The 12,258-nt window shown below is 64.1% G+C and carries 13 protein-coding genes; 7 read left to right on the forward strand and 6 right to left on the reverse strand.

Features of this window, described 5'->3' with window-relative positions; all coding sequences use genetic code 11:
* Positions 1 to 192: 192 nt before the first annotated feature.
* A complete protein-coding gene (locus tag ACFQI8_RS08620; RefSeq protein WP_390243956.1) occupies positions 193 to 1,485 on the reverse strand; it encodes an RNA-guided endonuclease InsQ/TnpB family protein in 1,293 nt (430 codons plus the stop codon).
* Between the two features lie 383 nt (positions 1,486 to 1,868).
* Here ACFQI8_RS08620 and aglJ point away from each other — a divergent pair, with 383 nt between their 5' ends.
* Positions 1,869 to 2,780: an S-layer glycoprotein N-glycosyltransferase AglJ gene (gene aglJ, locus ACFQI8_RS08625; protein ID WP_390243957.1), complete on the forward strand. Its 912-nt coding sequence runs from the start codon at positions 1,869 to 1,871 to the stop codon at positions 2,778 to 2,780.
* A 50-nt stretch (positions 2,781 to 2,830) separates the two neighbouring features.
* On the opposite strand, the gene ACFQI8_RS08630 is transcribed toward aglJ, so the two are convergent.
* Positions 2,831 to 3,157 (reverse strand): DUF5789 family protein, encoded by a 327-nt coding sequence (locus tag ACFQI8_RS08630; RefSeq protein WP_007273686.1) that lies wholly within the window; start codon positions 3,155 to 3,157, stop codon positions 2,831 to 2,833.
* A gap of 134 nt (positions 3,158 to 3,291) precedes the next feature.
* Here ACFQI8_RS08630 and ACFQI8_RS08635 point away from each other — a divergent pair, with 134 nt between their 5' ends.
* The gene (locus ACFQI8_RS08635; RefSeq protein ID WP_004063282.1) at positions 3,292 to 3,504 is read left to right on the forward strand and encodes a ribbon-helix-helix domain-containing protein; all 213 of its coding nucleotides are present in this window, start codon (positions 3,292 to 3,294) and stop codon (positions 3,502 to 3,504) included.
* A 49-nt stretch (positions 3,505 to 3,553) separates the two neighbouring features.
* On the opposite strand, the gene ACFQI8_RS08640 is transcribed toward ACFQI8_RS08635, so the two are convergent.
* Entirely contained in the window at positions 3,554 to 4,885 is a 1,332-nt protein-coding gene (locus tag ACFQI8_RS08640) for an RNA-guided endonuclease InsQ/TnpB family protein (protein WP_390243958.1), read from the reverse strand.
* A 53-nt stretch (positions 4,886 to 4,938) separates the two neighbouring features.
* Here ACFQI8_RS08640 and ACFQI8_RS08645 point away from each other — a divergent pair, with 53 nt between their 5' ends.
* Positions 4,939 to 5,070, forward strand: a complete 132-nt coding sequence (locus ACFQI8_RS08645) for a hypothetical protein (RefSeq protein WP_390243959.1) — start codon at positions 4,939 to 4,941, stop codon at positions 5,068 to 5,070.
* 97 nt (positions 5,071 to 5,167) lie between these two features.
* On the opposite strand, the gene ACFQI8_RS08650 is transcribed toward ACFQI8_RS08645, so the two are convergent.
* From ACFQI8_RS08650 to ACFQI8_RS08660, 3 genes are all read right to left on the reverse strand, one after another.
* Positions 5,168 to 5,707: a hypothetical protein gene (locus ACFQI8_RS08650; protein WP_390243960.1), complete on the reverse strand. Its 540-nt coding sequence runs from the start codon at positions 5,705 to 5,707 to the stop codon at positions 5,168 to 5,170.
* The gene (locus ACFQI8_RS08655; RefSeq protein WP_390243961.1) at positions 5,707 to 6,393 is read right to left on the reverse strand and encodes a hypothetical protein; all 687 of its coding nucleotides are present in this window, start codon (positions 6,391 to 6,393) and stop codon (positions 5,707 to 5,709) included. The genes ACFQI8_RS08650 and ACFQI8_RS08655 overlap by 1 nt, the downstream gene beginning before the upstream one ends.
* A gap of 142 nt (positions 6,394 to 6,535) precedes the next feature.
* Positions 6,536 to 6,823 carry a DUF5779 family protein gene (locus ACFQI8_RS08660; RefSeq protein ID WP_390243962.1) on the reverse strand — a complete coding sequence of 96 codons (288 nt, stop codon included), beginning with the start codon at positions 6,821 to 6,823 and terminating at the stop codon, positions 6,536 to 6,538.
* Between the two features lie 358 nt (positions 6,824 to 7,181).
* Here ACFQI8_RS08660 and ACFQI8_RS08665 point away from each other — a divergent pair, with 358 nt between their 5' ends.
* The 4 genes from ACFQI8_RS08665 to ilvC all read left to right on the forward strand — a co-directional run bounded on the left by ACFQI8_RS08665 (position 7,182) and on the right by ilvC (position 12,250).
* The gene (locus tag ACFQI8_RS08665; protein WP_390244052.1) at positions 7,182 to 8,426 is read left to right on the forward strand and encodes a LeuA family protein; all 1,245 of its coding nucleotides are present in this window, start codon (positions 7,182 to 7,184) and stop codon (positions 8,424 to 8,426) included.
* A 364-nt stretch (positions 8,427 to 8,790) separates the two neighbouring features.
* Positions 8,791 to 10,554 carry a biosynthetic-type acetolactate synthase large subunit gene (gene ilvB / locus ACFQI8_RS08670; RefSeq protein ID WP_390243963.1) on the forward strand — a complete coding sequence of 588 codons (1,764 nt, stop codon included), beginning with the start codon at positions 8,791 to 8,793 and terminating at the stop codon, positions 10,552 to 10,554.
* The gene (gene ilvN, locus ACFQI8_RS08675; protein WP_390243964.1) at positions 10,551 to 11,207 is read left to right on the forward strand and encodes an acetolactate synthase small subunit; all 657 of its coding nucleotides are present in this window, start codon (positions 10,551 to 10,553) and stop codon (positions 11,205 to 11,207) included. The genes ilvB and ilvN overlap by 4 nt, the downstream gene beginning before the upstream one ends.
* Complete coding sequence (ilvC, locus tag ACFQI8_RS08680; RefSeq protein WP_390243965.1) at positions 11,204 to 12,250, forward strand: ketol-acid reductoisomerase; 1,047 nt, start codon at positions 11,204 to 11,206, stop codon at positions 12,248 to 12,250. Before ilvN ends, ilvC begins: the two co-directional genes overlap by 4 nt.
* The last annotated feature ends 8 nt before the right edge of the window (positions 12,251 to 12,258 follow it).

Below are 12,258 nucleotides of genomic sequence, written 5' to 3' on the forward strand. Positions count from 1 at the left end.
AACCCAGTGGACGAGGAGACACAAACAGACACAGTTTGGAAATGAAACAGGGGTTCCCATGGTCGTGAGAATACTACGTTATTGGCGGCGTCATCTCACACAGCGTCAACTGCCACAGCGTAGCACGCTCGACAGAGAATGACTCGTCAGGTTCGCGACTAAGCCGTGCCCTTGATAGTGAACTACCCCACCCTACCGCTCGCCTGACGGCTCGCGCTTGAGGGTAGGGCTTCCTGCTTCCACGACGCGCTTTGCAGATACGGGTGTATCCACAGGGAGCGCAGTCTCCACAGGCGTTAACGAATCGCGGAGCGGTTCGTTCGCGCACCAGAAATCATCGATTTCTGGGGACGTTGATTCGGAGTATCCCACTCCTACGTCTTCGAGGCCGCGAGAAAGAATATTCCACCCCGCGTTCGCGTCCCTGTCCGCCTCAAACCCGCAGGCGGGACAGGAGTGTTCACGCACCCACAACGGCTTCTCCGTCGAGACACCGCACGCCGCGCATTCCTTAGTCGTCCCTCTCGGGTTGACCGCCACGAAGTGCGTCCCCTCCCGCTTACACTTGTATTCGAGCAACGAGAGGAACGTCTGCCACGCGGCAGACGCCGTGTTTCGACTGTTCGACGGAGACTCCATCATCCCCTTCACATTCAGGTCTTCGACAGCCATGAGGTCATACTCTCGAGCGTAGTACGCCGAGAGCTTGTGCAAAAAGTCACGACGTTTCCGCCGAAGGTCGGCGTGACACTCCGCGACTCGCCGCCGTTGCGTTTCGTAGTTGTTCGACCCGTGCTGTTTGCGCGATAGCTTCCGTTGCTCGCGCTCCAACCGTTCGCGCTCGTCGGAGAGGTTGAGCGACCCGACCGCAGTGCCGTCGGTGTCGTGGGCGTACTTGAGAATTCCTACGTCGATACCGACACACTTCTTGGGATTCTCAGGCGGTTCGGGCGGCTCACAGTCCATTTCCACGCCGAACGTAGCGAACCACTCGCCCGTCGGTTCCTTCTTGACTGTGACCTGCTTCACGGTGGCGTCGTCGGGGATGGCCCGGTGAAGACGGATCGGTATATCCGAGAGTTTCGAGAGTGACAGGATAGTCTGACCGCCCTTCTTGTCGAGCTTGAAGCCAGACTGACTGTACGTGAAACTGCGGAACTCCCGTGGCGGCTTCCACTTGAGTTGGCCGACGCCGTAGCCGTTCTCCTTGAGTTTGGAGAGTCCTTTGAGGTTGTCGAACAGGCGTTCCACGACGGTTTGAAGAACCTTCGAGTACACGTCCGAGAGGCCGTCCCACCACTTCTTGAGCTCGGGCAGTTCCGACCGAAGCGTGGTCATGGACGGCAGTTCACCGTGTTCGCCTTGGTACTCGCTGAGGCGGTAGAGCGTGTGGTTGTACAGTTGCCTACAAATGTCTCGGTGGCGGTCCAACTTCTCGCGGTGGGCGTCGGACGGCTTGAGACGGTACTTGTAGGCGTAGTACATCCGTTACTCTCGTTCCTCGATTAACTCGTCCAACTGCTCGCGGACGAACGACGAGAGATTGAGATGTTGGTCCTCAATCCATGCATTTTGGTCCTCGCGAATAGTGATTGTCTTCCGTTTCACCGTAATGCACAGTATGCACGATACACGCATAATAGTTATCGTGAAACGTTGGCCTGTGGGCAGAGCGTCGAACATGTTTGAGAACTGTGCGGCGTTGACGAGACGCAGGGCGTCTCGTTCGCCCACGAGAGCTTTGCTCTCGTGAACGCTGTATGCCCTCCTTCTCACTCTCTTCGGTCGCTCCTTGAGGAAGGGGGCTTAGCGACTCAATCAGCTAAAGAGAAAACCCTTTTGAGAAGTCCTCAACCACCACAGTAACAATGCCCACCCCCGACGCCGTCTGTATCCTCGTCCCCACCTACAACGAGGCGGAAACTGTCGCTGACGTCGTCTCAGACTACCGGGACGAGGGATTCACAAACGTCCTCGTCATCGACGGCGGTTCGACGGACGGAACGCGTGAGATTGCCGAAGACGCCGGCGCTCATGTCGTCGTCCAGTCGGGGTCGGGGAAAGGCCAAGCAGTCAGAGAAGCCATCGAGGACTACGTCACAGCCGAGTACGTCCTGATGCTCGACGGCGACGGAACCTACGAAGCGACGGACGCCGCCAAGATGCTCGAACCACTCACCGAGGGGTACGACCACGTCATCGGCGACCGCTTTGCTGACATGCGGCCGGGCGCGATGACGCGGCTCAACAGGGTCGGAAACCGCATCATCAACCGGGCATTCGCGTTCATTCACGGTCAGGACTTCCGTGATATCCTCAGCGGCTACCGGGCGTTCACTCGCGAGTCGTTTCTCGACATGACGCTCACCTCCGACGGCTTCGGCATCGAGACAGAGATGGCCGTCGAGTGCGCGAAGCGTGGTATCGAGACGACGGTTGTCCCCACGACCTACTACCCGCGGCCCGATGGGTCGGACACGAACCTCGACCCGATCCGCGACGGCGGTATCATCTTTCTCGAACTGTACCGCCGCGCCAAGACCAACAACCCTCTGTTCTACTTCGGAAGCGTTGGGTTCGCGTCGACTGCGACCGGAGTCGGTCTCGCTCTCTACGTCGCTTACGAGTGGGTCGTTCGCTCGGTCTCCCACGAGGTCATCGCCGTCGTTTCCATGGCGGGAATCCTCTTCGGGGTGCAGCTACTGATGTTCGGCGTGCTGTCGGACCTCATCTTGTCGTTGCATCGCGAGCAGATGAAGCGCATCGAAGAACTGGAGTGAGCGCCGGGTCGCGCCGGCCGTCGAGACCGGGGATTCGACCGAGGCCGCCGTTAGAACGGGACGAGGGAACGAAGCCGACCCATCAGGCTCTTCGACGCTTTGGCGCGGAACTCCTCGAACACCGGGTGGAGTGTCTCCAGGAGGTCGCGGCGGGAGTCGAATCGGTCTTTCGGCGCGGCGGCGAGGGCGTCGCTGATCGCGACCGTATTGCCCGCGGCGTCAATCGGCACGGCGACGTCGTCGAGTGCTCGCACGATCTCGCTTGCGTCTGCCGGGTAGTCGATGTCTGCGGTGTCGACGTCATCGGCGAGCGCGGCGATACCGAATTCGATTGAGTTCGGCTCCGACGTATCGTTTTGCGGCGGTCTCGCGGCCATCGAACGTGTATAGGATGTCCCGCATGGAAAAACCCCCGACCTTCGGTGATATCGCCGGTGAGCGCCGGGAGACCGGACGAGCGGTCGCGGTCGCCACCGTTGGGGTTAACCTCGCCGGGTGCCACGGTCGAGCCATGACCGAGTACACGACGGTCTCGATCCCGAAGGAGTTGGCCGCTCGCGTCGACGACACCATCGAGGGAACCACCTTCTCGAGCACGAGCGATCTCGTTCGATTCCTCCTGCGCAGTATCGTCATCCAGCACGAGCGCTCCGGCGGCGACCTCTCGGAGGCCGAGTTCCAAGAGATAGCGGAACAGCTCACTGACCTCGGGTACCTGCGATGACATCCTCCCCGCCGTGAACGACAGGGTTTCCTCTCGCTGGTGGTATCGACTACCGAACCACGGAGGCAACTTTCGGGTTCGTATGCTCCTCGTTGGGACGGTGAGAGCGTGGTAACTCCGACCATTCGTGGTCGTCCCACTTGAGGCATACAGGCCGTGCCATCGGCCTTGCTACGTCGGTCTGCCGTTGACGAGACACAGCGTGTCTCGTTCGCCAATCAGAACGTTCTGAGTTCTGATGACGTCTCAGGAACGTCTTGGACGCGACGAGGTCTGCGTGGCCCTCGAAGCCACACTCGCACGTCAGCGTGTCTCGGTGTCGCGTTGTCCGGTCGGCCGACCCGCAGTTCGGACACGTCTGCGACGTCCATGCCTCCGAACGCACTTCGACCGTGATACCGTACTCTTCGGCGGTGTGTGTGAGTCGGTTGATGAACCGCCGAAACGCCCAGAAGTTGTGTGTCTTCTCGTTCGCCTGGACGGACCAGCTCGTTTCGAGAACGTCCGTCAGGTCGCCCACGTACACGGTCTCCACACCTTCGTCGTAGAGACGTTCGACGAGGTCGCGAGCGAGCGCGTCTTGAGCGTGGTCTCGCCGTCGCGTCCGACGCCGATACAGTCGGTCGATTCGGTTGCTTGACCGCCGCTGGTCGTCCAGTTTGGACTGCAGACGCGCTATCTCGCGCGTCGTCTCGCGGAAACGCTCGAACAGGTCGCGTCCTTCGTAGAGGTACTGCTGGCCGGTCGTCGTGCTGCACGCGACGAGGTTGTTCACACCGATGTCCAGAGCGGCTTCTTCCGAAGCCAGTGGTTGTGCCAGCCGAGAAGTGTCGATAGTGACGGGCTGAAAGGCCCTGAACTCGTTTGAATCTTCGTCGTGATACAGTTCTAACCGACCTTGTTTGTCGTACTCTTTCCAGTTCGGGTCGCCCCGAACTTCGAGTCGAAGGCGCTCGTGGTATCCAAGCCCGTACTCGTCTTTCAGGTCTTGACCAACGAGAATCTCAAGACGAGAGTATTCCCCCCATTCGACCGAGTACGACGTGTTCCGGATGTACGTACGGAGCTCGCGGTCGTCGCCGCTCCCCCAGAAGCCGGGTTTGCCATTGGCTTCGCCCTTCTCTTGGAGTGCGAAGAACGACCGCCACGCTTCGCGGTTCTTCCGCTCGATTTGCTGGACAGTGGACGCACCGAGCGTCCCGCCGTAGCGTCCGCGGTACTCGCTGATGTCCCAGACGTCGGCGTCGGGGTTGGCGTAGTTCTCGCGGCGCTCGTAGTTAATTTCGTTCCAGAGAGCGGCAGAAGCGTCCAACAGGTGTCGAAGTAACTCCTCGTCCTTCTTGGAGCGAGGGCGTACGACGAACTCGTTGGTGCGCTTCATCAACAGGACGTTGTATCCGAAGACTAATTTATGTTTAGAATTTGTATGTATGCATGGCGAAGAACATCCACGTTGTCGTCGACGACGACGTGCATGAACGGTTGAGTCGAATTAAGAACGACCACGGCCTGACGTGGGAGGGAATGTTGCTTCACGCAGCGAATGACTTGGATACCACGGAGTGAGCGTCGTTCGTGAGAATCGCCCCAGTTGTCGGATTCACGCCCACCCTGAAGGGCGGGACTCCCTCCTTGATTAGGTAGTCGGCCGGAGACGGTCGGCTCAGTCGAGTTCTTCTCGCGGTGGTTCGGCGTCGACTACGGCGAGTTCCAACTTCCGACCGGCGCGGTCGAAGGCGGCGAGCGTCCGCCGCTCCCACGGGGGGACGGCGAGGAGCACCACGGCCGCGAGGTCGTCGCGTTCCGTGAGCTCGAACGGTCCCTGCGGGTGGGTGAGAAACCGAGCGCGGCCGCGCCCGGCGGGCGTTCCGAGGTCCATCCCGAAGACGGCGCTCACGGACTGGCCGGCCTCGGCCATGTAGAAGTGAGTGAGTACCGGCGTCTCCGGGTCGACCCCGAGGTCGGCGTCGAACTGGCCCGCTGGCGTCGGTGCGAGGACGAGGTTCACCGACGACGGCTCGGCGTCTTCGGCCATGTCGAGAAGCAGGTCGACGAGTCCTCGGGTGACGTGAACCCGTCGCCGTTCGGTCTCGGTCTCGGTCTCGGTCTCGGTCTCGGTGGTTTCCCCGTCGGTCGTGCGGTCGGGCGTCGGCTCCGCACCGGAGAGATGCTCGTCGCCGGGGGTGGTCGTATCGTCGGGCATCAGTTCGAGAGCATCGAGGTGAACGCCCGGGCGTAGGCGCTCGGGAGGTTTCGCCGGGCGTTTCCGAGTGCGGTTCGAAGCTCGTCGCCCGCGTTCACGGGCACGCCAGCGCCGTGACCGACGAGTAGCCGTTCGGGGTCGTAGCGCGAGAGCACGCGCCGCGGCGGGAACGGCCGGAGCATCGGGTGGACGCCGAGGTGCTCGCCGCGGGCGCAGAAGTAGTCCACAGTGCCGACCGACTCGGGGACGACGAGCAGGTCGTAGTCCTCGTGGTAGAAGCCGACTTCCTGCCACGGCGGGAGAGAGCGGTCGACGAGGCGGAACGCCTCGAAGCCCGAGTCGGCGAGGTCGGCCCCGAAGCGCTCGACGGTCGCGTCGAGTTCGTCGGCGACGCCGGTCATCCACGAGGCGACGTAGACGGGGGCCTCGTGGCGGTTGGCGATGGCCGCCGAGTCGCGCTTGTGTCGGTCGAGGCCGACGACGACGCCGGCCACGTCGCCGAACTCGGCGAACAGGTCGTCGATACCGGGGGCATCGACGGGGTCGAACACCCACACGTCGCCGTCGACGGCGACGGCGTGGCTGGCGCGCTGCATGGTCTCGTCGGGGTGTGCGAGCCAGCCGACGCCGTGGTCCCATCGGTCGATTTCGCGGAGTTCGGCGGTGCCGCGTCCTTTCATTGGCATGCCAGTATCCTGGCGCGCGCGCCGGATAAGGACTCTCCCCGCGGCCGATGCACCCGGTTGTCGTGTTCTGTGTCGGCGGTACGTCGGGTCGTCGGCGGCGGTACGTCGGGTCGACCGAGGGGGCTGGACTCGCCTCGGTCCGTCAGAGGTCGTCCGTGTTGATGTCCACGCCCGGTGGGGAGACGATGAGGAACTTCCGGAAGTGCATCAGCTGGCCGCCCATGTCTTTGACGTCGCGTGCGAAGCCCGACGCGAGCTTGTTGAGGTCGCCTTCGATGGCGAGAAAGAGGACGTTTCCGTGGGCGACGGACTGGACCCACTTTTCGGGCGGGGTCGAGTCGTCGAGGACGCCGAGGACGACATCGCCCTCGGCGTCGTCCTCGTCGAGGTGTTCTTCGGCCGTCTGCAAGTTGAGATTGAAATCGCCCATACCCGCCCGGTTGTCGAGCGACGAGAAAAGGGTTCGGTCGGGCCGCGAGCCCGCCGTCGAGCACGCAACGAGAGTATTGCTATCATGTTTCATACGACAGTCGTGTTTCGATCCACGTTTGTCCAGTCGTCGGTGCGCGCACCGGGTACTAAATTTTGTTTCTAAACTCTATTTGGTTGTATTATCGTTCCGGGGCTATCGAACAGTGAGCGCATATATCAAGTCAACATATGTCATGATATAATATAAGGCCGTTTAGGTACCGCGATTACCCTCGAGAGTGGTTGTCACGCAACACCCCCTGAACGTTCGTGATACTGTCGGGGAGAAACGTTTAAATAGGAGTTCGAGCACGTGACTGACACGATGTCTCACAAAGACACGGAGGATTCGTCGGGTTCCCCGGCGGGTCGAGTTCTTCCAGGGCACATTAGCCCAACAATCTGAAATCGAAGACGTACGAATCTTCGACACGACGCTCCGCGACGGCGAACAGTCACCGCGAACCTCGTTCAGCTACGAGGAAAAGCGCGACATCGCCGAGACCCTCGACGACATGGGTACCCACGTCATCGAGGCGGGGTTCCCGGTGAACTCCGAGGCGGAGTTCGAGGCAGTCGCAGATATCGCTGCCTCGACGGACGCGACGACGTGCGGGTTGGCCCGCGTCGTCGACAAGGATATCGAAGCCGCGCTGGATTCCGGCGTGGACATGGTGCACACGTTCGTGAGCACCAGCGACGTCCAGTTGGCCGACTCGATGCACGCTTCCCGCGAGGAAGCCGTCGAGCGGGCCGTCCGCAGTGTCAAACACGTCCGCGACGCGGGCGTTGAAGTAATGTTCTCGCCGATGGACGCCACCCGGACGGACGAGGACTTCCTCATCGAAGTCGTCGAGGCCGTCTCCGAGGCGGGCGTCGATTGGATAAACCTGCCGGACACCTGCGGCGTGGCGACGCCGACTCGATTCGCCCGCATGGTGGCGACGGTCAGAGAACACACCGACGCGAGAATCGACGTGCACGCGCACGACGACTTCGGACTGGCGTCGGCGAACGCGATGGCCGGCTTCGAGGCCGGCGCCGCACAGGCGCAGGTGTCGGTCAACGGCATCGGCGAGCGCGCCGGCAACGCCGCCTACGAGGAGGTCGTCATGGCCGCCGAATCCCTCTACGGCGTCGACACCGGCATCGACACGACGAAGATAACCGAGCTGGCTCGCGTCGTCGAGGCGGCGTCCGACATCCCGGTCCCGGCGAACAAGCCGGTCGTCGGCCGCAACGCCTTCTCCCACGAGAGCGGCATCCACGCCGCCGGCGTCATCGAGAACGCCGACACCTTCGAACCGGGCGTCATGACCCCGGAGATGGTCGGCGCGACCCGCGAGTTCGTACTCGGTAAGCACACGGGGACGCACTCGGTACGCAAACGCCTCGCAGACATCGGGTTCGAGCCCTCGGACGCCGAGGTCCGGGAGGTCACCCGCCGCGTCAAAGACCACGGCGCGGAGAAAGAACGCGTCGACGACTCGACGCTCGAGGTGTTCGCCCGCGACGTGGGTGTCACCCACGAGGACGACACGGAGGAGGAGGTCCGCGCCTGATGGCGCCGGGCTGTGGCCCTACGGGGCGACCGCCCTGCACGCGTTCGACCTCCCACCGGGCGTGCAATCGTTGCCCGCCGCGAAAGCATTATTACCGACGGGACGGACGTGTTGCATACGATGACCTCGCACGACGAACACGCGGTTCGCGCGACCCCGGACGCCGGGGCCAGCGACGCCGCCGTCGGCGCGATTCGGTCGCTCATTATTGTAGGGGCATAGCCCCCTATCACACCATCTCTCCGTCCCGCGTATCCGCACCGTTTTCAGACACGTCCGCAGTCCCCACAATGGCGCACCAGCACCACACGCAGTCACCAGACAGTCCGTATCGACGACCGACCACACACCACGGAGCCCACACATGAGCGAACGAACCGCAGCCACGACCGACCCCGACGCGGCGGAAGCCGCCGACGATTCGACCGAGACGCAGACCGAGATTACCTCGGGTTCGACGTCAGTCGTCCGCGCCCTCGAAAACGCCGGCGTTGAGACCGCCTTCGGCGTGCAGGGCGGGGCGATAATGCCGATCTACGACGCGCTGTACCACTCTGACATCCGTCACATGACGATGGCCCACGAGCAGGGCGCGGCGCACGCGGCCGACGCGTACGGCGTCGTTCGCGGCGACCCCGGCGTCTGCCTCGCCACGTCCGGTCCGGGCGCGACGAACCTCGTGACCGGCATCGCCGACGCGAACATGGACTCCGACGCGGTGCTCGCGCTCACGGGGCAGGTCCCGTCCGACATGGTCGGCTCCGACGCGTTCCAAGAGACCGACACCACGGGCGTCACCGCGCCCATCACGAAGCACAACTACTTCGCCTCGTCGCCCGACACCGTCGGCGACACCGTCGGCGAGGCGTTCGCGCTCGCGGCGGAGGGCCGCCCCGGCCCGACGCTCGTCGACCTCCCGAAAGACGTCTCGCTCAACGAGACCGACCGCGAGCCGGGGCCGGCACAGCCGCCAGAGACGTGCCGCGCCCGCACCGACCCGGCCGACTCGGAGGTCGAGGCGGCCGCGCGGGCAATCGAGCGCGCGGAGAAACCGCTCTTGCTGTTCGGCGGCGGCGTGGTCAAGGCCGACGCGACCGAGGTCGCCCGGCAGTTCGCGACCGAACACCGGATTCCGGTCGTCACCACGATGCCCGGAATCGGCGCGATGCCGGAGGACCACGAACTCTGCCTGTCGTGGGCGGGGATGCACGGCACCGGCTACGCCAACATGGCCATCACGCACACCGACTGTCTCATCGCGGTCGGCACGCGGTTCGACGACCGCCTGACCGGCGGCATCGACACGTTCGCGCCCGAGGCGGAGGTCGTCCACATCGACATCGACCCGGCGGAAATCTCGAAGAACGTCCACGCGGACTACCCGGTCGTCGGCGACGCCGGCCGCGCCATCGAGCGCGTCGACGCCGAACTGGACGAGGCCCCCGACGCGCGCGAGTGGGTCGACCAGTGTCTCGCGTGGAAAGACGACTACCCGATGGACTACGCGGCCCCGGACAACGAGCCGTTGAAGCCGCAGTTCGTCGTCGAGGCGCTCGACGAGGCCACGCCCGACGAGACCATCGTCACGAGTGGCGTCGGCCAGCACCAGATGTGGGCCGCCCAGTACTGGACGTTCACCGAGCCGCGGCGGTGGGTCTCATCCCACGGGCTCGGCACGATGGGCTACGGCCTGCCCGCCGCAATCGGCGCGCGGGTCGCGGCCGACGACGACGAGACGGTCGTCTGCGTCGACGGCGACGCCTCGTTCCTGATGACGATTCAGGAGCTGTCGGTCGCCGTCCGCGAGAACCTCGACATCACGGTCGCCATCCTGAACAACGAGTACATCGGGATGGTCCGCCAGTGGCAGGACGCCTTCTTCGAGGGCCGACGCATGGCCGCCGGCTACGACTGGTGTCCCCAGTTCGACAAGCTCGCCGAGGCGTTCGGCGCGCGCGGCTGGACCGTCGACTCCTACGAGGAGGTTCCCGACGCCATCGAGGAAGCGCTCGCGTACGACGGCCCCTCGGTTATCGACTTCCACGTCGACCCGGCGGAGAACGTCTACCCGATGGTCTCCTCGGGCGGCGCGAACGGCAGATTCGCACTCTCGGAGGACCAGTTATGAGCGACAATCGGACAGGACTGCAGGGTCCCGCGCCCGACGAGCGGCCACACCCCGACGGCCGCCGCAACGCGCAGGGCATCCGCATCGACCCCGAAGCGGAATCGGAACACGAACCGCGGCGCGCGGTCTTTTCGGCCATCGTCGAGGACGAACCCGGCGTGCTCTCTCGCGTCGCCGGCCTCGCCGCCCGCCGTCAGTTCAACATCGAGAGCCTCACCGTCGGCCCGACGACGGTCGACGGCCACTCCCGCATCACGATGGTCGTCGAAGAGCCCGAACCGGGCATCGACCAGATCGAAAAACAGCTCGCGAAGCTCAAGCCCGTCATCTCCGTCGGCGAGCTGGACGACGACGCCGTTCGCGCGGAGCTCGTCCTCCTGAAGGTCCGCGGCGAGGACCCCGACAAGGTCCACGCCATCACGGAGATGTACGACGGCCGCACGCTCGACGCCGGCCCCGAGACCATCACGGTCCAACTCTCCGGCGACGAGCGGAAGATAGACGACGCCGTGGACGCGTTCCGGCGGTTCGGTATCATCGAAATCGCCCGGACCGGCCAGACCTCGCTCGCCCACGGCTCGAAGAAGACCGTCCCCGGAGAGGAACCCGGAACCTCCGGCGAACCCACCAAACCCAACACCAACACGCAATGACAGAACTCACCACGGAAGTTTACTACGACGACGACGCCGACCGCTCCCAAATCGACGACAAGACCGTAGCCGTCATCGGCTACGGCAGTCAGGGCCACGCCCACGCCCAGAACCTCGCCGACAGCGGGGTCGACGTGGTCGTCGGCCTCCGCGCCGGCTCGTCGTCCCGCGACGCCGCGGAAGCCGACGGCCTCCGCGTCAAAGAGCCGGCCGCGGCGGCCGCCGAGGGCGACATCGTCTCGGTGCTCGTCCCCGACACCGTCCAGCCGGCGGTGTTCGAGGAGATTCGCGACTCCCTCGACGCCGGCGACACGCTCCAGTTCGCCCACGGCTTCAACATCCACTACAACCAGATTCGCCCCCCGGAAGACGTCGACGTGACGATGGTCGCGCCGAAGTCGCCGGGCCACCTCGTCCGCCGTAACTACGAGGCGAACGAGGGGACACCGGGTCTCATCGCCGTCTATCAGGACGTGACGGGCGACGCTAAGGAAGAGGCGCTGGCGTACGCACACGGCCTCGGATGCACCCGCGCGGGCGTCATCGAGACGACGTTCCAAGAGGAGACCGAGACCGACCTGTTCGGCGAGCAGGCCGTCCTCTGCGGCGGCGTCACCTCGCTGGTCAAGCAGGGCTACGAGACGCTCGTCGACGCAGGCTACTCCCCCGAGATGGCCTACTTCGAGTGCCTGAACGAACTGAAGCTCATCGTCGACCTGATGTACGAAGGCGGGCTCGGCGAGATGTGGCACTCAGTCTCCGACACCGCCGAGTTCGGCGGGCTGACTCGCGGCGACCGCGTCGTCGACGAGCACGCCCGCGAGAACATGGAGGAGATTCTGGAGGAGGTCCAGGACGGCACCTTCGCCCGCGAGTGGATTCTGGAGAATCAGGCGGGCCGGCCGTCGTACTCCCAGCTCAAGGACGCAGAGGAGAACCACCACATCGAACAGGTCGGCGAGCCGCTTCGCGACCTGTTCGCGTGGGCCGACGAGGAAGACGAGGCGGACGCGGAGAAAGCCGAAGCGCCGGCGGACGACTGAACACGACA

Origin of the sequence: Haloferax chudinovii, assembly GCF_042663345.1 — an archaeon.
GTDB classification, from domain to species: Archaea; Halobacteriota; Halobacteria; order Halobacteriales; family Haloferacaceae; genus Haloferax; species Haloferax chudinovii.

Bases quoted from the DNA above. Each gene is read 5' to 3' on its own strand.
- aglJ (WP_390243957.1), top strand. From the start codon at position 1,869: ATGCCCACCCCCGACGCCGTCTGTATCCTCGTCCCCACCTACAACGAG.
- ilvB (WP_390243963.1), top strand. From the start codon at position 8,791: ATGAGCGAACGAACCGCAGCCACGACCGACCCCGACGCGGCGGAAGCC.
- ilvN (WP_390243964.1), top strand. From the start codon at position 10,551: ATGAGCGACAATCGGACAGGACTGCAGGGTCCCGCGCCCGACGAGCGG.
- ilvC (WP_390243965.1), top strand. From the start codon at position 11,204: ATGACAGAACTCACCACGGAAGTTTACTACGACGACGACGCCGACCGC.
- ACFQI8_RS08655 (WP_390243961.1), bottom strand. From the start codon at position 6,393: ATGCCAATGAAAGGACGCGGCACCGCCGAACTCCGCGAAATCGACCGA.
- ACFQI8_RS08650 (WP_390243960.1), bottom strand. From the start codon at position 5,707: ATGCCCGACGATACGACCACCCCCGGCGACGAGCATCTCTCCGGTGCG.
- ACFQI8_RS08640 (WP_390243958.1), bottom strand. From the start codon at position 4,885: ATGAAGCGCACCAACGAGTTCGTCGTACGCCCTCGCTCCAAGAAGGAC.
- ACFQI8_RS08620 (WP_390243956.1), bottom strand. From the start codon at position 1,485: ATGTACTACGCCTACAAGTACCGTCTCAAGCCGTCCGACGCCCACCGC.
- ACFQI8_RS08660 (WP_390243962.1), bottom strand. From the start codon at position 6,823: ATGGGCGATTTCAATCTCAACTTGCAGACGGCCGAAGAACACCTCGAC.
- ACFQI8_RS08630 (WP_007273686.1), bottom strand. From the start codon at position 3,157: ATGGCCGCGAGACCGCCGCAAAACGATACGTCGGAGCCGAACTCAATC.
- ACFQI8_RS08635 (WP_004063282.1), top strand. From the start codon at position 3,292: ATGACCGAGTACACGACGGTCTCGATCCCGAAGGAGTTGGCCGCTCGC.
- ACFQI8_RS08645 (WP_390243959.1), top strand. From the start codon at position 4,939: ATGGCGAAGAACATCCACGTTGTCGTCGACGACGACGTGCATGAACGG.